The sequence below is a fragment of the Phaeobacter italicus genome (assembly GCF_019801785.1).
Lineage (GTDB): Bacteria > Pseudomonadota > Alphaproteobacteria > Rhodobacterales > Rhodobacteraceae > Phaeobacter > Phaeobacter italicus.
The window spans coordinates 381,152-404,742 of sequence record NZ_JAHVIJ010000001.1; the positions used below are offsets into that span (position 1 = coordinate 381,152).

Below are 23,591 nucleotides of genomic sequence, written 5' to 3' on the forward strand. Positions count from 1 at the left end.
CTCACTTCCGCTGGCGTCAGCACGTTTTCGTGCAAAACCAGTATGTGGGCGACCTGTAAAATCGCGCAATAAAACCCTTGAAATGCTGGTTTATTCTGTAAACAAATGAACAGAAGGTCGGGTGTTTTTGTAAATAAACTTATGTTGCGATGCAGAAACCCCTTGATGCGTAGTGGTTTAGGGAGTGCAGTCCGCGATGGGACGGGACACATTGACAGGCAGCCGGATCCGCGAACGCAGATTGATGCTGGGCTTGCGTCAGGCAGAGTTGGCGCGTCAGGTGGATATCTCTGCCTCCTACCTTAATCTTATCGAACACAACCGCCGCAGAATCGGTGGCAAGCTGTTGGTTGATCTGGCCCGCGTTCTGGCGGTCGAGCCTTCGATGCTGACCGAAGGGGCCGAGGTTGCATTGTTGTCGACCCTACGCGAAGCCGCCGCTGCGCTGTCGCGCCCGGTTGCTGAACTGGATCGGGTGGACGAATTTGCAGGCCGTTTTCCCGGCTGGGCAGAGGTGCTCGCGCATGCGCAGAAACGGATCAGCAGTCTTGAACAGACTGTCCAGACGCTTTCTGACCGGTTGACGCATGACCCCCATCTGGCCGCGTCCCTTCATGAGGTCCTGTCCACTGCGGCCGCGATCCGCTCCACCGCGTCGATCCTGGCGGAAACCGGCGAACTGGAGGCCGAGTGGCGCGACCGGTTCCACAAAAACCTCAATGAAGATTCCCAACGCCTTGCAGAAAGCAGCCGGGCATTGGTGAATTTTCTGGACGAAGGCAATACGTCCGCTGACCGTCGCGGCGTCCCACAGGAAGAGGTTGAACGCTTCTTTCTCGAGGCGGGGCATCACTTTGCGGAACTTGAAACCCCAGATGCTGCGGCGCAGGAAGTTGCGTTGCAAACTTTGATAGAGGAGAGCGGCGCGCTGGTCGCAGATGCCGCCCGGACAATCGCACGCGAGGCTCTGCGCCAGTATTGCGCGGATGCACGCGCCCTGCCGCTCGCCGCCCTGTCCGATGTCCTGAGCGAACATGGCAGCAACCCGTCTGCGATTGCGCGCGCCTTTGGCGTCGATCTGCCCACTGTCCTGCGCAGGCTGGGGGCATTGCCGCCAGAGGTTCTGGGGCAAGAGGCCGGGCTGGTTGTCTGCGATGGGTCCGGCTCGATCCTGTTTCACAAACCCGTCGCCGGGTTTGCATTGCCCCGCTTTGGCGCGTCCTGTCCGCTTTGGCCGCTGTACACCGCGCTTTCACGGCCGCAGCAGCCAATTCACCGGGAGGTCGTTCAACAGGGGCGCAGCTCGGTTGGATTTGACTGCTACGCCGTTTCATGGCCCCGGTTGAGCGCGGATTTCGACCGCGATCCGCTCTATCACGCTGTCATGCTGATTCTCCCCAAGCGGGAGGCGTCTGAGCTTGCGCAATCAGTGGGTGCGAGCTGCCGGATATGTCCGATGGCTGCCTGCGCAGCCCGGAGAGAGCCCTCGCTGCTCAAGGAAGGGTTTTGACAGCAGCGTAATCCCGGCGCTACTGTGGCTGCAGGGAAGGAGGCGCCGCCCGGAAGGAATTCCGGAGGGTTGCGGCGTATGGGAGGATAATCAACAAGATGGGCAGGCATGTTGTTCTCGTCGAAGACGAGCCGAATATTACGGAAGCAATCCGGTTTCTGCTGACCCGCGATGGCTGGAAAGTTGACAGCCATGCGGATGGGGCCGATGCGGTTGATGTGATCCGTGCGGCCAAACCGGATCTGGTGATCCTTGACCTGATGCTTCCCGGCAAAAGCGGTCTGGAAATCATCAAAGAGCTACGAGATAGCGATGAGCTGCCCGGCTTGCCCGTGCTGATGCTGACCGCGCGTGGCCAGCTCAAGGACCGGGAAATGGCCGAGCGGGCGGGAGTTACCCGTTTCATGACCAAGCCCTTTTCGAACACAGAGGTGCTGACAGCTGTGCGTGACCTGCATGCCCAGGCCGGTCTGAACAGGGCCGCTGCCGGTGGGCGCGAAGGGGAGAGGACGGATCTGGCTGAGCGGGCCGGACAGGGATGATCCGCGGCGATGGCGCCGAAGGGCAGGGTGAAACCACCGCGCCATTTGTCGCGCGCAAGACCTATCGCCGCCGACGGCTCATGGATGTTGCCCGGCTCCTGCCCATCGTCGGCGCAGTGTTGTTTGCCATTCCCCTGATGTGGCCGTCACCAGACCCTTATCCAGCCCCTGACAGCATGGGCGGAATGCCTTTGTCGCGTGCGATGATTTATGTTCTGAGCGTCTGGGCAATGCTGATCCTCGCCAGTTTCGTCTTTGGGCTAGCGGTGCGGCGATGGGCCGATCATTGGACCGGTGTCAACGAAGGCCCGCAGGAGGGGGGCGGGGACTGATGGCGTCGCTCAATGTGCTGGCGGTGGTCTGTCTTGGCTATGTGGCCCTGCTGTTCCTTGTGGCCTTTCTTGCCGACCGTATGGCCAGTCGCGGCCACAGCGCGCGCTGGCTGCGATCTCCTTTGGTCTATACGCTGTCCCTGTCGATCTATTGCACCGCCTGGACGTTTTATGGCGCGGTTGGATATGCGGCGCGATCGGGTCTGGAATATATCACGATCTATCTGGGCCCAACATTGGTGATGATCGGCTGGTGGTGGGGCCTGCGCAAACTGGTGCGGATCGGTCGCAGCCAGCGAGTAACCTCTATCGCGGATCTCCTGTCCGCGCGTTATGGCAAATCCAACCTCTTGGCGATTGGTGTGACCATTCTCGCCGTGATCGGGACCACCCCCTATATTTCCCTGCAGCTACAATCGATTACACTTTCCTTTGCGATTTTTGCAGAGGCGGATCCACTGCGCAGCGTGAACGAGACGCAGACGGTTTTCTGGGTCGCGCTGGGGCTTGCGGTGTTCGCCATCCTGTTCGGGACGCGGAACCTTAACGCAAATGAACGCCACCACGGGGTTGTGACGGCTGTTGCGCTTGAAGCGGTGGTCAAGCTGGTGTCGCTGCTTGCTGTGGGGGTCTTTGTTGTTTGGGGGATCGCGGGGGGGCTTTCGCAGACCTTGCAGCGGATCGATGCATCCAGCATCGGGCAATGGCAGGTCGATGGCGGGCGATGGGCGGCGATCACCTTTTTGTCTGCGGCAGCCTTTGTGTGCCTGCCGCGTATGTTTCAGGTTATGGTCGTGGAAAACGAAGACGAGCGGCATCTGCGCATCGCGGCTTGGGCGTTTCCGCTCTATCTGTTGCTGATCTCAATCTTTGTGGTCCCGATTGCAGCCATCGGTCTGGAGTTGTTGCCGCAGGGATCAAATCCTGACCTCTTTGTGCTGACGCTGCCCTTGGCCGAAGGGCAGCAGGGGCTTGCGGTTTTGTCCTTTATCGGTGGATTTTCTTCTGCGACGTCGATGGCGATCGTCGCAGCGATGGCTCTGTCTACCATGGTGTCAAACCACATCGTCATGCCGATCTGGTTGCGCTGGCAGGAGGTGGGGGCCTCTGTCTCCGGTGATGTGCGCGATGTTGTCTTGCTGGCGCGCCGCCTGTCGATCGCGGGGATCATGGCGCTTGGTTATCTGTATTACACGATATCGGGTGGCGGCGCGGCACTGGCTGCAATTGGCCTGATCGCCTTTGCTGGCGTGGCGCAGATGTTGCCAAGTCTGGTTGGCGGTTTGTTCTGGCGCGGCGCCACGCGAGCGGGGGCTCTTGCGGGGCTTACAGTTGGTTTTGCTGTTTGGTTGTACACGATGCTGCTGCCTGCCCTTGGGGGCGGGGTTCTGCCGACCCGTATTCTGGCCGAAGGATTGTTCGGTATTGGTTGGTTAAAGCCGCATGCGTTGTTCGGAATCGAGGGCCTTGATGCAACTGTGCATGCGGTCCTGTGGTCGATGCTGCTGAACACCGGCGCTTTCCTGATCGGATCCCTGGCCACCTTTCCCAGTCCGCTGGAGCGCCTGCAGGGCGCGCAATTTGTTGATGTGTTTGAACATTCTTCGGGACCACGCGGCTGGCTTGGCTCGGTTGCTCAGGCCGAAGACCTGATGATCATGTCCCAGCGTATCCTTGGCGCAGGCGAGGCGCAGCGCTTTTTTCAGGCAGAGCTGGCCCGGCAGGGCGGTCGCGGTCCCTTGCCTGAACCTACGCCTGCATTTCTTGAGCGGCTCGAACGGGAGTTGAGCGCCTCTATCGGCGCTGCTGCTGCCCATGCCATGGTGGGGCAGATCGTTGGCGGATCGTCCGTCTCCGTGCAGGATCTGATGGCAGTTGCGGACGAGACGGCGCAAATCCTGGAATATTCCAGCCGCCTTGAAATGCAATCCGAAGAGCTGTCAAGAACGGCGCGCAAGTTGCAGGAAACAAACGAGAAACTCACGCAGATCTCACAGCAGAAGGATGCGTTTCTCAGTCAGGTCAGTCATGAACTGCGCACGCCCATGACCTCGATCCGGGCGTTCTCTGAAATTCTGCGGGACGCCGATCATCTGAGCGCGACAGACCACACGCGCTATGCGGGGATCATCCATGATGAAGCCCTGCGACTGACCCGGTTGCTGAATGACCTTCTGGACCTGAGCGTCTTGGAAAACGGGCAGGTGACGCTGAATTTCAGCGCTGGCCGTTTGGGGGATGTTCTGGATCACGCGGTGGCGACTGCGCTGGCGGATGGCAGCGCGGACCTGCGGGTTCTGCGCGATGACGCAACGGACGATCTGAGGCTTTCCACCGATCTCGACCGGCTGTCTCAGGTCTTTATCAATCTGATCGCCAATGCAGAGAAATACTGCACTGCAGAACAGCCGCAGTTGCGGATTGTCGCGCAAGAGAGCGGTGACTGGCTGTTCATTGATTTCATCGACAATGGTGCGGGAATCCCCCCGGAGTACCGGACCACAATTTTTGAGAAATTTTCGCGGGTTAGCCCGGAACGGGCTGGCGGGGCGGGGCTCGGACTTGCGATTTGTCGCGAGATCATGCAGCGCCTTGGCGGTGATGTGGGCTACCTTGCGGGACAGGAGGGGGGCGCGTTCCGGGTGTCCCTGTCGCTGCGGCGGGAAATTGCTGCCTAAGCGAAGGTTTGTAAAGTTTCTGGTAACCATTTCTGCGTTAGACATAGGGCAATGCGGCGCGAGAGGGGCAGGCTCATAACCTATGTCGGACACAGCTAAGGACACGGCAGCACATGGCGGCGGCGGGGTAATTGCCCGTAAACTGGCCGCCACGAAAGAGGGCAAAGGCGCGCTTACCAGCTCGCTGACCCTCAAGGCGTTGCGCCGCTCTATCGCGCGTGCGGCAGCCGATTTGTGCGATCTTCCCGTTGCCGTTCTTGCCGCCCGGCAGGCCAATCGCGTACCAGAGGATCTGGCCGCGCATCTGTCTGACAAACACCTCCTTGTTGTTCTGGATGGACCTGCCGGACGCATTGGTGCGGCAACGCTGGATGCACCGCTGGTCACGGCTCTGATTCAGCAGCAAACCATGGGACAGGTGCTGGGCAAGGCGCCCAGCGAACGCCACTACACACCGACAGACGCCGCTATGGTTGCGGATTTTCTGGAACGCACCTTCGGCAAGGTCGTGTCCATGTTGTCGGGCCAAAAGGATGAGGTGATCTTTTCCGGCTACCGGTTCGGGGCGCAGGTCGAAAACGTCCGCAGTCTGGTGCTTGGGCTGGAGGCAGAAGACTATCGCCTGATCGATCTGACTGTTGATCTGGCTTGCGGCGCGATGCAGGGGAATATGACCCTGATCCTGCCGGAACCCACAGCGGAGGATCTGGGCAAGGCAAACGGAAGTCAGCACGCCGGTCCCTCGCTTGGCAGCAATCTGGGCGCGATGCGGGCTGAGCTGCAGGCGGTTCTATGCAAGATGCGTGTGCCCGCAAATGCCTTTACCTCCCTTGCCAAGGGGGATCTCTTGCCGCTGGATCAGGCCTATCTCTACGAAACGGAAATGGTCGCAATCAGTGGTCAGGTCATCGCTCAGGGCAGATTGGGCCAGATGAACGGTGCGCGCGCGGTGCGCCTAACGGACCCAAAGACCAAGTTGGTGAGCGAAACCGCTGCAGATGACACTGCATTCTCGACCGACATGGGCGGGGCGCCCCACGCGCTTGAAGATGACGCCCCAATGCTTGATCTCTCGGTTGCTGCGGATGGTTTGCAGGATCCGATGGATACGCTCGGTGGTGATCTTGGCGGCGGCCTTGGCGAGCCCATGGCTGGCATGGGCGATCTTGGCGATCTCGGCGCTGACTTCGAAGCGGAGTTTGGTGGCGACCTAGGCGGTGACCTGGGCGGTCTGCCTATGGGTGGCGGCCTGGGTGATGGAATGGGCGATGCGCTTGGCAGCGATCTGCCGGATCTTGGTGCTCTGCCGATGGGCGACGGGCTTGGGGATTTTTCGGCCGAGCTGAACGAAGACGAGGTGTCGGAACTCGCAGGTTTGAATACCGGAACCTGACACCAGCGGCGCGACGTGCCACAGGTTCAAGAAAAAAGCAGGCCAAACTGGCCTGCTTTTTTGTCAATGGCTTACGCGGCAAAGCTCGTGTGTTGTTCGCCGCTGGACCGTTAGCCGTTTTCGGCCTTTTGCACCGCAACTGCGTGCAAGGTGGGGCGCAGACCGTCCAGCTGGTAGCCGGCATTTGATGTGGTGTTCAGGATGTCATCGACCTCCATCTCTCCCGCCTGACCCAAGGCCCAGACCACAGAGCAACGCGTGCCAGACGCGCAGTAGGCAAAGACCGGTCCGTCGGAGTTCGCAATCAGCTCCTTTTGGCGGCCAACATTCTCTGGTGTCATGGTCTGATGGGTCAGAGGCAGCACCTCAAACTTGAGGCCAAGCTCTTTGGCAGCGGCGCCGATTGTCTCGGCCTGATGGCTGGGCGGAACTTCCTCATCAGGACGATTGCAGATCACGGTGGTAAATCCAGCCTCTGCGATTTGCGGCAAGTCTTCGACCGAAATCTGCGGCGAGACGGCATAGCGGGGGGTCAATGTGCGTGCATCCATGACGTATCTTTTAGGCCTTTGCTGCGGTGTGGTCTAGCCGCTGAACGACCGGAGGCGCCGCAATCATGCCTGCTGCCATCGCAATCATGAACACAATTCCGCCAGTGCCCCCGTAGCTGAGCGACGCCATGGCAGGACCGGGGCACAAACCGGCCAGGCCCCAGCCCATGCCGAACAGGACCGAGCCGATAACAAGGCGGCGGTCAAGTTCTTGACGGGGCGGTGTCGGAAAACTGCCACCAACCAGGGGACGGCGACCGCGGGTCAGTTGCCAGGCGATTGCCATCGGAATGATGGCCCCGCCCATGACAAACGCAAGTGTCGGATCCCAATTGCCAAAGATATCAAGCCAACCCTGAACTTTGCGGGTGTCTGTCATGCCGGACAGAAACAGGCCCAGCCCGAATAGGCCGCCAGCGGAAAATGAAAGAACGAGACGCATCAGATCAGGCTCCAGACTTGGCGCAGGACGGCGAGGGTCGCGGCGCCTGCGAGAATATAGATGATGGTGGCGATCAGGCCGCGCCAGGACAGGCGCGAGATGCCGCAAACCCCGTGACCGGAGGTGCAGCCGTTTGCGATCCGCGTGCCAAGACCCACAAGCAGGCCTGCGATCACGACGACGGCCAGGTTAGGCGTCAGATGGGTCTGTGCCTCCGCCGAGGTGAACACGACCGCGATCATCGGGATCAGGACAACCCCGGCGATAAAGGCGATCCGTTCCGCCGTATTGCTGCGGCCGCTGCCGTCCAGCAACCCACCAAGGATGCCGCTTGCGCCCATGATGCGGCCATTACCCAGTAGAAAGACGGCACCGCCAAGGCCAATCAGCCCTCCACCGATGAGCCCCCAAATCCAGTCTGTTTCCATATTTATAATCCTTTGCCCGCAAGCCGCCGGTTGTGACCGATACTCGCGCTATGGGTGTTCTGCCCCGCCAGTCAGAACGGGACAGGGGGCTGATATTGCGATCAAATTTTGTTGATCGGGACCTTTAGAAAGACATCGCCCTGTGCATCCGGTTCGGGCATCTGGCCTGCGCGCATATTTACCTGCAGCGAGGGCAGAATGAGCCGTGGCATGGCCAGTGTCGCATCCCGCGCATCGCGCATCGCAACGAACTCTTCGACCGGGCGACCTTGCCCGATGTGAACATTCAGGGCTTTTTGCTCTCCTACCGTGGTTTCCCAGGCAAATTCGTCACGCCCCGGTGCCTTGTAGTCGTGGCCGACAAAAATCCGGGTCTCATCTGGCAGGGACAGGATTTTCTGGATCGACTGGAACAGCGCCTCGGAGGAGCCACCGGGAAAATCGCAACGCGCCGTGCCGAAATCGGGCATGAACAACGTGTCGCCGACAAATGCCGCATCGCCAATCACATAGGTGAGACAGGCCGGAGTGTGACCGGGCGTATGCATCACATCGCCACGCATCTGACCGATGTGAAAGCTGTCACCGTCCTTGAACAGCGCGTCAAACTGGCTGCCGTCACGTTGGAACTCCGTGCCTTCGTTGAACACTTTGCCAAAGGTGTCCTGAACCACAGTGATATTTGCGCCAATCCCGATCTTGCCGCCCAACTTATCCTGCAGATAGGGCGCCGCAGACAGGTGGTCAGCGTGCACGTGGCTTTCGAGGATCCAGTCAACCTTCAGGTTCTGCTCTGTGATCCAGGCGATGATCTCATCCGCGGACCGGGTGTCGGTCCGGCCTGCTGCGTGATCAAAATCAAGCACGGAATCCACAATGGCGCAGGCTTGCCCTTGGGGCTCCTGAACGACGTAGGAGACGGTATTGGTCTGCTCATCAAAAAACGCTTTTACGAGGGGCGTCATGTTTGGTCCTCCTGGCTACGGGAAAAACATATTACTGAAAATGAATATGTACAAGCCCAACCGTTAAAATTCCTGAGGTCATCGTCACAATGGCGCGCCACCGGTTTCAAATCCGCGGGTTTCACGTTAGGGTTGATTTATCTCAAGGTGACGTGGCGGAAATTGTGCCAGACTGCTGCTGTGACATGGTGGGTCACAGGGCAGACACGCGGGAGGGTGTTGTCCCGGTCTCGCGGGGTTGGCTGGCAGGCCAGCCTGATGACCACGTCACGGGGGCGGCAAAGGACAAAGCAGCCTTGCCGCTGGTGAAAATGGGAGGAGATGACATGACCAAAGTCGATCAAACACTGATGTTGGCCGCCGAAGGGCTGGAACAGCGCATTCTCGGCTCGCATCGGGCGGACAGGCTGTCGTTGCGGGCAGATTTTTCCAAGGCGCTGTCGCGTTTGCGCGCCAGTGGTGCGCGGGTTCCCATGCGAATGGTCCGCCTTGACCAGATGCTGAGCGAGGAAGCCGCGGAAGATATGTTCGACAATATGCCGGTTTGATCCCGGCGCCGTTTAATCCCGACGGCGTGCAATCAGCGTGGATTGTCCGGATAGAGATGACAGGCAGGCGTCGGCCGATTGGGGCGCGCCTGCGTGTTGTCTTGTCTGAAGTTACGCGCCGAGTGTCAGCCCGAGCATGACCAGCATAAGGCCGATAACCGACAAAAACAGCGCGCCGAGATTATAGGGCAGAACCCCTTGGATCACTGCGCGCAGCTCTTCGTCTGCAAGTTTCTGACGCTTGGCGCTGGCAACGCGCACGACGCTCCAGATCAGACCTGCCAGGCCGACAACAGAAAGGGCTGCACCAGCCCAAACCAGAAGTTCATACATCGCGTTCTCCGATGATCGATCCGCCGGGGCAGGCGGTGTTTTCCTTCGGTCTGCGCCTATCCGATTGTCAGCTGCAGGGCAAGGCTGCGGGCATCCGCCGCCTGCGGCGCATCACTGCTTGCGGCAGGCGGTGTGCAATTGTATCTGAGAGGCCAACCTGATTTTCCACCAATGCTGACGGAGCCCACGATGGATATGACCGAAGACGAAAAAAGCGACAGCTACCGTGTAACCGCGGGCGAGCTGCGCCAGTTTATCGAACGCTTCGAGCGTCTTGATGCGGAAAAGAAAGAACTGGCCGATCAGCAAAAAGAGATCATGGCCGAAGCCAAGGCGCGTGGCTACGACACCAAAGTCATCCGCAAGGTGATCGCGTTGCGCAAGCGTGACAAGGACGACATCGCCGAAGAAGAGGCGGTCCTTGAGATGTACAAGGAAGCGTTGGGTATGTGATCGACCGTTTGGTCGGGATCACCGCTTCCATGACTGCGGTCCCAATGGCCCTCTGCCTCGGCAGGGGGCTTTTTTGTATTCTTTATGTTTGTATATTTTAAGCTTGAAGTAATTTTGTTTCTGGCTGATATTGCCCCAACAGTGATTGCGCGCTTTTGCGCCGAGGACAGGAGCCCGATATGCCAACAGTGAATGTGCACCCAGATGGCTGGAAACCGGCCAAAGGTTACGCCAACGGGATGATCGGCGAGGGGCGCATGCTGTTTGTCGGCGGGCAGATTGGCTGGAATGCCAATCAGGAATTCGAAACCGACGACTTCATCGGCCAGATGAGCCAGGCGCTCGAGAATATTCTGGCCGTGGTCAAGGAAGCGGGGGGAGAGGCCAGCGATATCACTCGGCTGACGTGGTATGTCACCGACAAGGCAGAGTATCTGGCCCACCAACGTGAAGTTGGCGCGGCCTATCGCGCTGTCATGGGCTATCATTTCCCGGCGATGACAATGGCCGTGGTTGCCGGGCTCGTGGAAGACCGCGCCAAGATCGAAATCGAAGCCACAGCCATGATCGCCTGACGGGCCGTCAGAGCCCTCAACAAACCTGCATTCGAACCGTCCTTCACTGCCTGCGTAGAGCGGGTGGTGGGGCGGTTTTTTTGTGATTTCAGGTCAGCAATACTGACGTTGTTCTGCTGGCGAAATACAGCGTTTGGGGCGGAAACAGCGGGTGGCAGTTGACCGCCCATAATCTGAGCAAGTCGTTTTTTATTATAGGTTTCAATTTCTTGCGCTGATTGGCTGGCCGCATCGCGGCAGAAATCTCGCCGTTCAAAAATTTTACCAGTTGATAAAAAATCAAACTGTGGCAGTCTTGATTCCATAATAAAACACATCCAGGGAGACACCCAATGGCGACCAGCCATCAGGCATCCGGCATCGAAGCGGGACGTTTGTCCGCCTCGGAGATCGCCGATAACTTTGGTGACTTGCACCCACAGTATGAGGCGCACGAGGCAGCAGTGGCGGCGGATCGCTGCTATTTCTGCTACGACGCGCCCTGTATGACAGCATGTCCGACATCCATCGACATTCCGCAGTTCATCCGTGAAATTCAGGCGGGCCACCCCGAGAGCGCGGCCAAGACGATCCTGGAGCAGAATATTCTGGGCGGCATGTGCGCGCGGGTCTGTCCGACCGAAACTCTGTGCGAGGAGGCCTGCGTTCGTGAGGCCGCCGAGGGCAAGCCAGTCGAAATCGGCCGACTTCAGCGCTATGCGACGGATACGCTGATGGAAAAGGGTGTACACCCTTTCAGCCGCGCAGAAGCGACCGGCAAGAAAGTCGCCATTGTCGGTGCTGGGCCAGCGGGCCTGTCAGCGGCGCACCGGCTGGCGATGTTGGGCCATGATGTTGTGGTCTATGACGCAAAATCCAAGGCAGGCGGCCTGAATGAGTTCGGGATCGCTGCCTATAAATCGACCAACGATTTCGCCGCGAAAGAGGTCGACTGGCTTCTGCAGATCGGTGGCATCACCATGGAGTACGGCAAGAAACTTGGCGCTGAGCTGAGCCTTGATGCGCTGAAGGCGGACTATGACGCTGTTTTCCTGTCGATCGGTCTGGCCGGGGTGAATGCCCTGCGCGCCGATGGCGAGGACAAGGACGGTGTGCGTGATGCAGTCGACTTTATCGCGGAACTGCGTCAGGCGGATGACCTCACCAACCTCGCTGTCGGGCGCAATGTCGTGGTCATCGGCGGTGGGATGACGGCTGTTGACGCGGCGGTTCAGTCCAAGCTTCTTGGCTCAGAGAATGTGACCATCGCATATCGCCGGGGCCGTGACGCCATGGGCGCGAGCCGGTTTGAACAGGATCTTGCAGCGACCAAGGGCGTCAAGCTGATGTTCAACGTCCAGCCGGTTGCAATCCACGGAAACGGCGCTTGTGCGGAAATCGAGCTGGAATACACCCGCAGCGAAGGCGGCACGTTGACCGGAACCGGCGAGACCGTGCGGATTGCAGCGGATCAGGTCTACAAGGCGATTGGTCAGACCCTTGAGGGGCAACCGGATGCGCTGGCGCTTGAAGGGCGCAAGATCAAGGTCGACGAAAATGGCCGGACCTCAGTCGAGGGTGTCTGGGCCGGGGGCGACTGCGCATCAGGCGGAGAAGACCTCACAGTGACCGCCGTAGCCGAGGGCCGTGACGCGGCCATGGATATCCACGCCAGCCTGATGGGCTAAGCCAGCCGCGGGGCCGGATTGGGCCCTGCGTTGCCAGTGTAAGGAACAGACAAATGGCTGATTTGACAGCAGATTTTCTGGGGATCAAATCCCCGAACCCGTTCTGGCTCGCCTCTGCGCCGCCGACGGATAAGGAATACAACGTGCGCCGCGCCTTTGAGGCCGGCTGGGGGGGCGTGGTCTGGAAGACGCTCGGCTCTGAAGGGCCGCCAGTCGTCAATGTCAACGGTCCCCGCTACGGCGCAATCTGGGGTGCGGATCGTCGTCTGCTTGGGCTCAACAATATTGAGCTGATCACAGACCGCCCGCTGGAGGTGAACCTCGAAGAGATCACCCGCGTGAAAAAGGACTATCCCGACCGCGCCATCATCGTTTCGATCATGGTGCCCTGTGAAGAGCAGGCCTGGAAGGACATCCTGCCGCGTGTCGAAGCAACGGGCGCAGATGGGATCGAGCTGAACTTTGGCTGCCCTCACGGGATGGCCGAACGCGGCATGGGCTCTGCCGTGGGGCAGGTGCCTGAGTACATCCAGATGGTCACGGAATGGTGCAAGAAATACTATTCCAAGCCGGTGATCGTGAAGCTGACACCGAACATCACCGACATTCGCCACCCTGCGCGCGCAGCCAAGGCGGGTGGTGCGGATGCCGTCAGCCTCATCAACACCATCAACTCTATCGTTTCCGTGGATCTGGACGCAATGGCGCCAGAGCCGACCATCGGTGACAAGGGCACGCATGGCGGCTATTGCGGCCCGGCGGTCAAACCGATCGCGCTGAACATGGTTGCGGAAATTGCCCGCTGCCCGCAGACCCATGGTTTGCCGATCTCTGCCATTGGTGGTGTCACCACCTGGCGTGACGCGGCCGAGTTCATGACCATGGGTGCTGGCAACGTGCAGGTTTGCACTGCGGCGATGACCTATGGCTTCAATGTGGTCAAGGAGATGATCTCTGGCCTGAACCAGTGGATGGATGACAAAGGCTACAAGACGCTGGACGATTTCGTTGGCAAGGCCGTGCCGAATGTCACTGACTGGCAGTATCTGAACCTGAACTACGTTGCCAAAGCCAAGATCAGCCAGGACGACTGCATCAAATGTGGCCGGTGTTTTGCAGCCTGCGAGGACACCTCGCACCAGGCCATCGCCATGAGCGAAGATCGTGTCTTCACCGTCAAGGACGATGAATGCGTGGCCTGTAATCTCTGCGTCAATGTCTGCCCGGTCGAAGGCTGCATCACGATGGAGCAGGTGCCAGCGGGTCAGATCGATGAACGCACGGGCAAGGTTGTGTCCGACGAATACGCCAACTGGACAACCCACCCCAACAACCCATCCGCTACAGCCGCGGAGTGATCCCTCGCGCCCCTTCGGGGGCGCGTCTTTTCACACTGTGCAGACCTGTTTGGAAAAACCCATGCGACGCGCCTTTGCCGAGGCGCGTCGTTTGCATTTGAACGCGGTGTTTTGGGGGATCGAAGGGTGCTGATTTCAGATCTTGGGCGCTGGTGTCAGCATGCGGCGAAACATCTGCTCCAGATGCGCAGGGGCGGCATCAAAGGGGTCTTCATCCCCCATCAGCGTGCGCACCTGAACATCAAAATCCGCATAGTGCTGGGTGAGAGACCAGACCGAAAACAGCAGGTGTTTCGGGTGGGTTCTGTTTAGCTTTCCATCTGCCATCCACCCCTCGATCAAATCTGCCTTTTCCTCAAGCAAGGGTTTGAGATCCTTGGATAAGGTTTCCAACATTCGAGGTGCGCCCTGCACGATTTCATTGGCAAAGAGACGGCTTTCACGGGGGAAATCGCGGCTCATCTGCAGCTTGCGCTGAACATAGGCGAGAAACTCTTCCAGCGGATCGCCCTGCGGATCAATGGCGCGCAGCGGATCCAGCCAGGTGTCAAGAAGGCCTGACAGAAGCTCCGTGAAAATCGCCTCCTTCGACGGGAAGTAATAAAGCAGGTTGGGTTTGCTCAAACCGGCTGCGCGGGCGATTTGGTCGACGGTAGCACCGCGAAATCCGCTGGTGGAAAACACCTCAAGCGCGGCCTCCAAAATGGTGGCGCGATTCTTTTTCTGGATGCGGGTCGGGTTGCGGTCTTTGGGCATCGGTCTCTTGCGGCAGTGTCAGGGGCCATCGCGAGCACGGCACGCCTGAATTTCGGTCAACCTTTGAACAGGTTGGGGGTTTTCTTGTTCAGTTAGACGCAATTTCTTGACTGAATGTCCACCCGTGATAGCGTGAGTTTGACCAGTTGGTCAAATCATGACCAGCGTTTCAAAGCCACCGATAAGGCGCAAAGCCAAGATGACCCGACAAAAAGCCGGGCAACAGGGAAGGAAGCTGAGATGACGTCGCTTGGACAGAATCTGAAAATCAATGGCGACAGGCTGTGGGACAGTCTCATGGACATGGCAAAGATCGGCCCCGGTGTCGCTGGTGGGAACAACCGCCAGACCCTCACCGATGAGGATGCCGAAGGCCGTGCCCTGTTCCAAAGCTGGTGCGAAGCCGCAGGCTGTACCATGGGTGTTGATACCATGGGCAACATGTTTGCCACCCGGCCGGGCGAAGACCCCGACGCGTTGCCGGTCTATATGGGTTCGCATCTCGACACCCAACCAACCGGCGGTAAATACGACGGCGTCCTGGGTGTCCTTGGCGGGCTGGAAGTGGTGCGCACACTCAATGATCTTGGCATCAAGACAAAACACCCAATTGTTGTGACCAACTGGACCAACGAAGAAGGCACGCGATTTGCGCCTGCCATGCTGGCCTCTGGTGTTTTTGCAGGCAAGCACAGTCAGGATTGGGCCTATGCCCGCGAGGATGCAGAGGGCAAGTTCTTTGGCGATGAGCTGAAGCGCATCGGCTGGGTCGGTGATGAAGAGGTTGGCGCGCGCAAGATGCACGCGATGTTCGAGCTGCACATCGAACAGGGCCCGATCCTGGAGGCTGAGGGCAAGGACATTGGCGTTGTGACCCACGGGCAGGGCCTGTGGTGGTTGCAGTGCACCGTGACCGGCAAGGATGCGCACACCGGCTCCACCCCGATGAACATGCGGGTCAACGCAGGCCTTGGCATGGCGCGGATGACCGAAGCGGCCCATCAGATCGCAATGGCACATCAGCCCCATGCGGTGGGGGCGGTCGGCCATTGTGACGTTTATCCGAACTCTCGCAATGTGATCCCCGGCAAGGTGGTGTTTACGGTCGATTTCCGTTCGCCGGATCTGGAAAAACTGACTTCCATGCGAAGCCAGTATGAGGCGAAAGCCAAGGAAATTGCAGACGAATTGGGCCTTGGGCTTGAGATCGAGCCGGTTGGCCATTTCGATCCCGTCACCTTTGACAAAGGGTGCGTCTCGGCGGTGCGCTCGGCAGCAGAGCGGTTGGGTTACAGCCATATGGACATCGTCTCTGGGGCGGGGCACGACGCCTGCTGGATCAATGATCTGGCGCCCACGGCCATGATCATGTGCCCCTGCGTTGATGGTCTCAGCCACAACGAGGCCGAAGATATTTCCAAGGAATGGGCTGCCGCAGGCACCGATGTCATGCTGCATGCGGTTCTGGAGACAGCGGAAATCGTGGAATAGGGGCATCGCCTCGGTCGCCTTTGGCGGCTCCCCCGGCAAACACGGACCAAAAGAGTTCCGGGCCGGGGGATACTCATAAAAATGCGGCAATGACCGCGCTCTCACAGGGAGAAGAGACATGACGAAAGTCATCAAGAACGGCACGATTGTGACCGCTGATCTGACTTATAAGGCAGATGTACTGATCGAAAACGGTGTCATCACGCAGATCGGTCAGGGGCTGCGGGGCGACGAAGAGCTGGATGCGACCGGGTGCTATGTGATGCCGGGCGGGATCGACCCGCACACCCATCTTGAGATGCCTTTCATGGGGACCTACAGCTCGGATGATTTTGAATCCGGCACCCGCGCGGGTCTGGCTGGCGGGACCACGATGGTTGTCGACTTTGCGCTGCCCAACCCGGGCGAGAGCCTTCTGGACGCGCTCAAGCGTTGGGACAACAAATCCACCCGTGCCAACTGCGACTACTCTTTCCATATGGCCGTGACCTGGTGGGGAGAGCAGGTCTTTGACGACATGAAAACCGTCATCGAGACGCGCGGCATCAACACCTTCAAGCATTTCATGGCCTACAAGGGCGCTTTGATGGTCAACGATGACGAACTTTATGCGTCGTTCCAACGTCTTGCAGAGCTGGGTGGCATTGCGATGGTCCACGCCGAAAACGGCGATGTCGTGGCAGAGCTGTCGGCCAAGCTGCTTGCAGAGGGCAATACCGGCCCCGAAGCACATGCCTATTCGCGCCCACCGCAGGTAGAGGGCGAGGCGACAAACCGCGCGATCATGATTGCCGATATGGCTGGCGTCCCGCTTTATGTCGTGCACACCTCATGCGAAGAAAGTCACGAGGCCATACGCCGGGCACGTATGCAGGGCAAACGCGTCTGGGGGGAGCCGCTGATCCAGCATCTCACCCTGGATGAAAGCGAGTATTTCAACCAGGACTGGGATCACGCCGCCCGCCGGGTGATGTCACCGCCGTTCCGCAACAAGCAGCACCAGAACAGCCTCTGGAACGGCCTGCAGTCCGGCTCTCTGTCTGTTGTGGCGACAGATCACTGCGCCTTTACGACTGATCAAAAGCGCTATGGCGTGGGTGATTTCACCAAAATCCCCAACGGGACCGGCGGTCTCGAGGATCGGATGCCGATGCTGTGGACACATGGTGTGAACACCGGTCGCCTGACGCCCAACGAATTTGTGGCGGTCACCTCCACCAATATCGCCAAGATCCTGAACTGTTATCCCAAGAAAGGCGCCGTCTTGGTTGGCGCTGATGCGGACCTGGTGGTTTGGGATCCGGAAAAAACAAAGGTCATCTCTGCCGAGAGCCAGCAGTCCTCTATCGACTACAACGTCTTTGAGGGACACGAGGTCAAAGGTCTGCCGCGCTTTACCCTGACGCGGGGCCATGTTGCGGTGCATGACGGTGAAATCCGCACCCAGGAAGGTCACGGTAAATTTGTTGAGCGCGAGGCCAACACCACCGTGAACAAGGCGCTGAGCACCTGGAAAGAGCTGACCGCGCCGCGTCCCGTAGAGCGGACCGGCATTCCGGCAACAGGTGTGTGAGACTTCGAACGGGCTACCAGGGATGGTGGCCCGTTTTTTCATCACACTTGTGCGAATTTAAGGCGAAGACATGAATATGGAAACGACACCCCAGGCTCTTGAGACCCAGGCCGGCGATTCCGGGATCTCTGCTCAGGCATCCGTCATCGAGGCCAAGAACCTCGACCTGACCTTTCAAACCAACGACGGGCCGGTTCACGCCCTCAAGGATGTGAGCCTCAACATCAATCGTGGCGATTTTGTTTCGTTCATCGGCCCATCCGGTTGTGGCAAGACGACATTCTTGCGCTGTATCGCCGCGCTTGAGCAGCCGACCGGTGGGACATTGACCGTGAACGGCATGACCCCGGATGAGGCCCGCAGGCAGCGTGCCTATGGCTATGTATTTCAGGCTGCCGGGCTTTATCCGTGGCGCACGATTGCCAAGAACATCAAGCTGCCTCTGGAAATCATGGGCTATTCGAAGGCGGAGCAGGACAAGCGGGTTGAGCAGGTTCTGGATCTGGTCGAATTGTCTGGCTTTGGGGGTAAATTTCCCTGGCAGCTGTCCGGCGGCATGCAGCAGCGGGCCTCGATTGCGCGCGCACTGGCCTTTGATGCCGACATTCTCCTGATGGATGAACCGTTTGGCGCGCTTGATGAAATTGTGCGCGATCACCTGAATGAACAGCTGTTGAAGCTGTGGGCGCGCACAAACAAGACGATCGGCTTTGTGACCCATTCCATTCCGGAGGCGGTGTATCTGTCGACCAAGATTGTCGTGATGTCCCCGCGGCCGGGGCGGATCCATGACGTGATTGACAGCACATTGCCCAAAGAGCGCCCGCTCGACATCCGTGACAGTCCGGAGTTCATCGAAATCGCCCATCGCGTGCGCGACGGCCTGCGGGCGGGGCATGGCTATGACTAGGGCAAGACACAAATTCTGTCATCCCACCAAGGGGAGGCCGCTGTCATGAAGAGCCTGACTGCAATCCTGACAGTTGTCGCCGCCATCATTGGGCTTTGGTATGCGGCCTGTGTTCCCATGAACATCAAGGGCGTTCTGGATGCGGCCGAACGGGCAGGGGCCGAGGTAACCCCCGCCACCGCACGAGAGCGGCGCGACATGGGAGAGTTCGGACTGGTCGCTGGCAACAGTTTTGCCATTGCAGACACGTGGGTCCAGGATCGGCCCCGCCTGCCAGCGCCTCATCAGGTGGCCGTTGAGCTATGGAACACCACGGTCGAGAAGAAAATCACGTCAAAACGCAGCCTGATCTACCACGGCCAGGTAACCCTTTCGGCAACCCTTCTTGGGTTTGCTATCGGTACTGGTCTTGGCATTCTGCTGGCAGTGGGGATTGTGCATTCCAAGGTGATGGACATGTCGGTGATGCCCTGGGCGATCGTCAGTCAGACCATCCCGATCATTGCACTGGCTCCCATGATTATCGTCGTGCTCTATTCCATCGGAGTGCAGGGCCTTTTGCCAAAGGCAATCATCTCGGCCTATCTCAGCTTCTTTCCCGTTGTTGTAGGTATGGTGAAGGGGCTGCGCAGCCCGGATCACATGCAGCTTGATCTGCTCAAGACCTATAACGCCTCGACGGCTCAGGGGTTTTGGAAACTGCGTTTGCCGTCCTCCATGCCATATCTGTTTGCCTCCCTCAAAATTGGCATTGCCGCCTCTCTGGTGGGGGCCATCGTTGGTGAGCTGCCAACCGGTGCGGTTGCAGGCCTTGGCGCGCGTCTTCTGGCGGGCAGCTACTATGGGCAGACGGTCCAGATCTGGTCCGCGCTCTTTGCGGCGGCACTGCTGGCGGCGGCGCTGGTCGCATTGCTGGGGGTGATTGAACGTGTCCTTCTCGGGCGCATGGGGGTGCGGTCATGATGTTGGTTTTGCTTGCCGTCATCGTGTGGTGCGCGGGCTGGTGGGTGAATTCCCGCCTTGCCAATAGCCCACAATCGCAAACCCGCCTCGTGCAGCTGTTGGTGCCCGGAATTTTCGGCCTCACCATCCTGCTGGTTTGGGAGCTGCTGGTGCGCGGTCTGGATGTGTCGCTGGTGATCTTGCCCGCACCATCCGTGATCGCCGCGCGGTTTGCCGAAAGCCTGCCGATCCTTTGGGCGGATTTCATGCAGACCATCGTCAAGGGGGCATTGTCCGGCTATGTGATCGGCTGCGGTGCTGCCTTGCTCACCGCCGTTGCCGTGGATCGAAGCGACTTTCTGCGTCGGGGGCTGTTGCCGGTCGGGAACTTTGTTGCAGCGCTCCCGATTGTCGGCACCGCACCGATCCTCGTGATGTGGTTCGGTTTCGATTGGCAGTCCAAAGCGGCGGTTGTTGTGGTGATGGTGTTCTTTCCTGTGCTGGTAAACACCGTCGCAGGCTTGCGTGAAACCGACCAGATGCAGCGCGACCTGATGCAGACCTATGCCGCAAGCTACTGGCAGAGCTTTTTCAAGCTGCGCCTGCCTGCGGCCCTGCCGTTCATTTTCAACGGTCTGAAGATCGCCACGACGCTTGCACTTGTTGGGGCGATCGTTGCGGAGTTCTTCGGCTCACCCACCGTGGGAATGGGGTTCCGGATCTCGACCTCCGTGGGGCAGTTGGCACTGGATATGGTCTGGGCAGAGATCCTCGTCGCCGCCCTTGCCGGCTCTGCCTTTTACGGGGGGATGGTGCTGATCGAAAAGACACTGACCTTCTGGCACCCGTCGCAAAGAGGATAAAAACACCGCCCGCCCGATTGGTTTCGGGCGGGTTAACTTGTTGGTCTATGTGGCTGAATAAGATGGAAAAACCATAAGGACACATCGCCCAATTCATAAGCAAGCGCCACGGCCGCATGACAGAAAAGACAGAAAGATCTTTGTTTGCAGGCGGCCTTGGCGCAGAGTTTTCAACATAAGGACAACAGGGAGTCTGACAATGAAGAATGTGCTCACAGCCGCCGCCATGGCACTGACAACAGCAGGTGCCGCGCAGGCCGCGGATGAGGTGAAGCTGCAACTGAAATGGGTCACGCAAGCGCAGTTTGCGGGCTACTACGTCGCGCTGGATCAGGGCTTTTACGAGGCCGAAGATCTGGATGTGACGATCCTGCCCGGTGGCCCCGATATCGCCCCCACCCAGGTGATTGCAGGCGGTGGCGCCGATGTCACGGTAGAGTGGATGCCCGCCGCGCTGGCCGCGCGTGAAAAAGGTCTGCCGCTGGTCAATATCGCGCAGCCCTATAAATCCTCGGGCATGATGCTGACTTGCTGGAAAGACACCGGCATTTCTGCGCCTGAGGATCTCGCCAACCGCACGTTGGGGGTCTGGTTCTTTGGCAATGAATTCCCCTTCATGAGCTGGATGAGCCAGCTGGGCATTTCCACCGAAGGCAAAGGCGAGAGCGGTGTGGAGGTCCTCAAGCAGGGCTTTAACGTCGATCCGCTGTTGCAGCGTCAGGCAGACTGCATCTCGACCATGACCTACAATGAATACTGGCAGGTCATCGATGCAGGCGTCAGCCCGGACGAGCTTATCACCTTCAAATATGAAGACCAAGGTGTCGCAACGCTTGAGGATGGTCTCTATGTTCTGGAGGACAATCTGAAGGATCCGGAGTTCGTCAACAAGATGGAGCGCTTTGTGCACGCCTCTATGAAGGGCTGGAAATGGGCCGAGGAAAACCCGGACGCCGCGGCTGAAATCGTGCTGGACAATGATGCCTCTGGTGCACAAACCGAAGAGCATCAAAAACGCATGATGTCCGAAGTGGCCAAGCTGACCGCAGGCAGCAATGGCGCGCTGAGCGAGGCGGACTATCAGCGCACTGTCAAAACGCTTCTGGATGGCGGGTCGAGCCCGGTCATCACCAAGGAACCGGTTGGCGCCTGGACCCACATCATCACCGATGCTGCCCTGAAGTAACCATTTGGTTTCATAACAATCGCCAGAGCGTTCTTGCTCTGGCTGGCCCCGTCCGCAGCAGTGCAGGCGGGGTTTTTCGTTGCAGCGCGAGGGGCGCAAAACAGAAAGGCAAACTGGTTAACCTTCAGTTAAAAGTTGATGCACTTTGGTTTTCACCCCTTTAAATTGAAAATCCTGTGCTAACTTCTCTTCATAAGACGATGGGGTGTCTCGATTTTGTTTCGGTTCTCGACCAGAGGGAGGGAGCATGGCTGTGTGGGAAGACACTCAACTGTTGCTGCGTGGGCAGGACCTGCGTCAGATGCTGGCACTGGGGCATCGGGTTGACCGGGTGTCCCATCCGGGCGGGGCATACCGCCGCTTCGACCCAGACAGCCAGACGTGCTGGCCGCTTGCCGATCTTGCTGCGGCAGCGCAGGTCAGACGCCAAGCCAGCCGCAGCAAGGCAGAGCAGGTCTTGATCCTCTATGATGCGTCAGAACGTGCGGGCATCATTGAGCTGCGCAAACGGCTCTTGTTGGAACACGCCCATGTTACGGCGGTCGCGGTGGATGTTCTGGGCGATCTCGGGCATGCGGATCTGGTGCAGGCCATTGCGTCTGGGTTCGATTGGGTTTTGATTGGCGCGCAGAAGGAGCGGGAGAACAAGCAGGCCCAGTTGTCAGAGCTCGCCCTTGCACGCTGTTTCGGGATCGAGGACAGGGCGGAGCTGTTCCGCTCGACGACCCATCTTGAACATATTCTTTTGCGGGTGGTCGGCACGCGCGCGCCCCTGTTTCGCAATGTCGGTGCGACCGTTGCGCCGGGAAGCGGGACAAGGCGACATGACGGGTTGCGACAGTTTGCAGGCAAGATGGGGCTGGAGGCCGACCAGATCCCACTGCCAGACAACGCCCCTTACGGCACGCTCAAACTGGATGCGACCCGCTGTGAGCATTGCAAGGCCTGTACCTGGATCTGCCCGACCCAAGCGCTGAAACTGGAAGATGCGGATGTCGGTCTGGTGCTGGCAGAGCCGGACTGCGTGCAATGCGGTCTTTGCGTATCCATCTGCGAAAGCGATGCATTGTCCCTGTCACCACGCTTGCGATTGGTGGGGGCGGATACTCCGCAACAACTGGAGGAGGGAGGCCTCGCAGCGGCGACCGCGTTCACAGCGGGGCTTGGCTGGCTGGCGGGTGACGATCGCGGACAAGAAGACGACGATGACGGGGACAGTGATGGGGGCGCAGACGCCGAGGCCAGCCCACAATGGATTAGGGATGGTCCGCATAGCCGATCAGGTCACGCTGGGTTTGTCGGTGTGGGCCGCATTGTGCAGCATATCCTGCAGGAGGCGGTTATCCGGCTGGGGCTGCCATCTGCGGCAATTGCAGGTCGGGCGGTCCGGCGGTCAGCCAGATTTTGCGCTCTGTTCACGCTTTAGGGGCCTGACACTGGCGTCGCAGTGGGCACCTGTCACTTTTCCAGAAAGCCGCCGTATTGGCCACGTTTGAAGATGAGGCCCATGCCGGGGCGGGCTGTGACCGCTTCGACGTGGCCCACAAGAATGCTGTGGTCGCCGCCATCGTGACAGGCGTGGTGACGGCAATCAAATCGGGCAACGGTGCCGGGAAGGACAGGAATGTCGTGATCGGTGCGTTGGTCCGCAACGATGGAAAAATCCTCTCCGTTGCGGGCAAAATGCATGGCCAGATCCAGCTGTTCCTCTGCCATCACATGAATAGAGAAATGCCCAGCCTGAACAAAGGGATCATGCCGTTTGGACTGGCGGGCAGGACACCACAAAAGAAGCGGGGGATCCATCGAGACAGAGGTGAAACTGTTTGCCGTAATCGCCAGAGGGCCGCGGTCAGTCACGGTGGTGACAACGGTGACACCGGTGCCGAAACATCCCAGCGCGTCGCGATAGGCGCGCAGGCTATCGGGGCCGGGAATAAAGGTTGTTTCGGACATGTCGCGTCCCTTTGATCTGTCACGTTCTGCGCGGCTGGGTGCCATAAAACCAGTCGCACTGTCTACCGCTTTGAAATGTGGGCCAAAGGGCAGCGAATGCCACCCCTGAATGACATCAGGCCCGCATTTTTCTGCGGGC

At 59.1% G+C, this 23,591-nt stretch carries 24 protein-coding genes; 17 read left to right on the forward strand and 7 right to left on the reverse strand.

Features of this window, described 5'->3' with window-relative positions:
* Positions 1-196: 196 nt before the first annotated feature.
* From KUV39_RS01820 to KUV39_RS01840, 5 genes are all read left to right on the forward strand, one after another.
* Entirely contained in the window at positions 197-1,510 is a 1,314-nt protein-coding gene (locus KUV39_RS01820) for an XRE family transcriptional regulator (RefSeq protein ID WP_222458769.1), read from the forward strand.
* 98 nt (positions 1,511-1,608) lie between these two features.
* Entirely contained in the window at positions 1,609-2,052 is a 444-nt protein-coding gene (locus KUV39_RS01825; RefSeq protein WP_046210117.1) for a response regulator transcription factor, read from the forward strand.
* Positions 2,049-2,384, forward strand: coding sequence for a hypothetical protein (locus KUV39_RS01830; RefSeq protein WP_037302457.1), 336 nt, complete (start codon positions 2,049-2,051; stop codon positions 2,382-2,384). The genes KUV39_RS01825 and KUV39_RS01830 overlap by 4 nt, the downstream gene beginning before the upstream one ends.
* Positions 2,384-5,062, forward strand: a complete 2,679-nt coding sequence (locus tag KUV39_RS01835; RefSeq protein ID WP_222458770.1) for an ATP-binding protein — start codon at positions 2,384-2,386, stop codon at positions 5,060-5,062. The genes KUV39_RS01830 and KUV39_RS01835 overlap by 1 nt, the downstream gene beginning before the upstream one ends.
* A gap of 82 nt (positions 5,063-5,144) precedes the next feature.
* Positions 5,145-6,455 (forward strand): FliM/FliN family flagellar motor C-terminal domain-containing protein, encoded by a 1,311-nt coding sequence (locus KUV39_RS01840; RefSeq protein ID WP_222458771.1) that lies wholly within the window; start codon positions 5,145-5,147, stop codon positions 6,453-6,455.
* Between the two features lie 110 nt (positions 6,456-6,565).
* Here KUV39_RS01840 and KUV39_RS01845 read toward each other — a convergent pair whose 3' ends face one another.
* The 4 genes from KUV39_RS01845 to KUV39_RS01860 all read right to left on the reverse strand — a co-directional run bounded on the left by KUV39_RS01845 (position 6,566) and on the right by KUV39_RS01860 (position 8,841).
* Complete coding sequence (locus tag KUV39_RS01845) at positions 6,566-7,006, reverse strand: protein tyrosine phosphatase family protein (protein ID WP_046210119.1); 441 nt, start codon at positions 7,004-7,006, stop codon at positions 6,566-6,568.
* A 10-nt stretch (positions 7,007-7,016) separates the two neighbouring features.
* Complete coding sequence (locus KUV39_RS01850) at positions 7,017-7,448, reverse strand: DUF6691 family protein (RefSeq protein WP_008562422.1); 432 nt, start codon at positions 7,446-7,448, stop codon at positions 7,017-7,019.
* Complete coding sequence (locus tag KUV39_RS01855) at positions 7,448-7,876, reverse strand: YeeE/YedE family protein (RefSeq protein WP_222458772.1); 429 nt, start codon at positions 7,874-7,876, stop codon at positions 7,448-7,450. The genes KUV39_RS01850 and KUV39_RS01855 overlap by 1 nt, the downstream gene beginning before the upstream one ends.
* Before the next feature lie 101 nt (positions 7,877-7,977).
* Positions 7,978-8,841, reverse strand: a complete 864-nt coding sequence (locus KUV39_RS01860) for an MBL fold metallo-hydrolase (RefSeq protein ID WP_222458773.1) — start codon at positions 8,839-8,841, stop codon at positions 7,978-7,980.
* A gap of 326 nt (positions 8,842-9,167) precedes the next feature.
* Here KUV39_RS01860 and KUV39_RS01865 point away from each other — a divergent pair, with 326 nt between their 5' ends.
* Positions 9,168-9,389: a hypothetical protein gene (locus KUV39_RS01865; protein ID WP_008559120.1), complete on the forward strand. Its 222-nt coding sequence runs from the start codon at positions 9,168-9,170 to the stop codon at positions 9,387-9,389.
* Positions 9,390-9,500: 111 nt separating this feature from the next.
* Here KUV39_RS01865 and KUV39_RS01870 read toward each other — a convergent pair whose 3' ends face one another.
* Entirely contained in the window at positions 9,501-9,722 is a 222-nt protein-coding gene (locus KUV39_RS01870; RefSeq protein WP_008560727.1) for a hypothetical protein, read from the reverse strand.
* 189 nt (positions 9,723-9,911) lie between these two features.
* Here KUV39_RS01870 and KUV39_RS01875 point away from each other — a divergent pair, with 189 nt between their 5' ends.
* From KUV39_RS01875 to preA, 4 genes are all read left to right on the forward strand, one after another.
* Positions 9,912-10,175, forward strand: coding sequence for a DUF2312 domain-containing protein (locus tag KUV39_RS01875; RefSeq protein ID WP_008561160.1), 264 nt, complete (start codon positions 9,912-9,914; stop codon positions 10,173-10,175).
* Positions 10,176-10,354: 179 nt separating this feature from the next.
* Positions 10,355-10,750: a RidA family protein gene (locus tag KUV39_RS01880; protein ID WP_222458774.1), complete on the forward strand. Its 396-nt coding sequence runs from the start codon at positions 10,355-10,357 to the stop codon at positions 10,748-10,750.
* A 332-nt stretch (positions 10,751-11,082) separates the two neighbouring features.
* A complete protein-coding gene (locus KUV39_RS01885) occupies positions 11,083-12,417 on the forward strand; it encodes an NAD(P)-dependent oxidoreductase (protein WP_046210122.1) in 1,335 nt (444 codons plus the stop codon).
* Between the two features lie 53 nt (positions 12,418-12,470).
* Positions 12,471-13,775 (forward strand): NAD-dependent dihydropyrimidine dehydrogenase subunit PreA, encoded by a 1,305-nt coding sequence (gene preA / locus KUV39_RS01890; RefSeq protein ID WP_008559752.1) that lies wholly within the window; start codon positions 12,471-12,473, stop codon positions 13,773-13,775.
* Between the two features lie 135 nt (positions 13,776-13,910).
* Here the strand turns inward: preA and KUV39_RS01895 are convergent, their stop codons facing one another.
* Positions 13,911-14,531, reverse strand: coding sequence for a TetR family transcriptional regulator C-terminal domain-containing protein (locus tag KUV39_RS01895; protein WP_008561684.1), 621 nt, complete (start codon positions 14,529-14,531; stop codon positions 13,911-13,913).
* Positions 14,532-14,771: 240 nt separating this feature from the next.
* Between KUV39_RS01895 and KUV39_RS01900 the strand changes: the two genes are divergently transcribed.
* The 7 genes from KUV39_RS01900 to KUV39_RS01930 all read left to right on the forward strand — a co-directional run bounded on the left by KUV39_RS01900 (position 14,772) and on the right by KUV39_RS01930 (position 22,922).
* Positions 14,772-16,022: a Zn-dependent hydrolase gene (locus KUV39_RS01900; RefSeq protein WP_222458775.1), complete on the forward strand. Its 1,251-nt coding sequence runs from the start codon at positions 14,772-14,774 to the stop codon at positions 16,020-16,022.
* 118 nt (positions 16,023-16,140) lie between these two features.
* Positions 16,141-17,595, forward strand: a complete 1,455-nt coding sequence (gene hydA / locus KUV39_RS01905) for a dihydropyrimidinase (RefSeq protein ID WP_008559888.1) — start codon at positions 16,141-16,143, stop codon at positions 17,593-17,595.
* Between the two features lie 70 nt (positions 17,596-17,665).
* Complete coding sequence (locus tag KUV39_RS01910; protein WP_008562911.1) at positions 17,666-18,505, forward strand: ABC transporter ATP-binding protein; 840 nt, start codon at positions 17,666-17,668, stop codon at positions 18,503-18,505.
* Between the two features lie 45 nt (positions 18,506-18,550).
* On the forward strand, positions 18,551-19,468 hold the full coding sequence (locus KUV39_RS01915) for an ABC transporter permease (protein ID WP_008562375.1): 918 nt from the start codon (positions 18,551-18,553) through the stop codon (positions 19,466-19,468).
* The gene (locus tag KUV39_RS01920) at positions 19,465-20,310 is read left to right on the forward strand and encodes an ABC transporter permease (RefSeq protein ID WP_050673341.1); all 846 of its coding nucleotides are present in this window, start codon (positions 19,465-19,467) and stop codon (positions 20,308-20,310) included. Before KUV39_RS01915 ends, KUV39_RS01920 begins: the two co-directional genes overlap by 4 nt.
* 199 nt (positions 20,311-20,509) lie before the next feature.
* A complete protein-coding gene (locus KUV39_RS01925) occupies positions 20,510-21,496 on the forward strand; it encodes an ABC transporter substrate-binding protein (RefSeq protein ID WP_222458776.1) in 987 nt (328 codons plus the stop codon).
* A 247-nt stretch (positions 21,497-21,743) separates the two neighbouring features.
* Positions 21,744-22,922 (forward strand): 4Fe-4S dicluster domain-containing protein, encoded by a 1,179-nt coding sequence (locus KUV39_RS01930; protein WP_222458777.1) that lies wholly within the window; start codon positions 21,744-21,746, stop codon positions 22,920-22,922.
* A 32-nt stretch (positions 22,923-22,954) separates the two neighbouring features.
* Here KUV39_RS01930 and KUV39_RS01935 read toward each other — a convergent pair whose 3' ends face one another.
* Positions 22,955-23,452 (reverse strand): flavin reductase family protein, encoded by a 498-nt coding sequence (locus KUV39_RS01935; protein ID WP_222458778.1) that lies wholly within the window; start codon positions 23,450-23,452, stop codon positions 22,955-22,957.
* Positions 23,453-23,591: the final 139 nt, after the last annotated feature.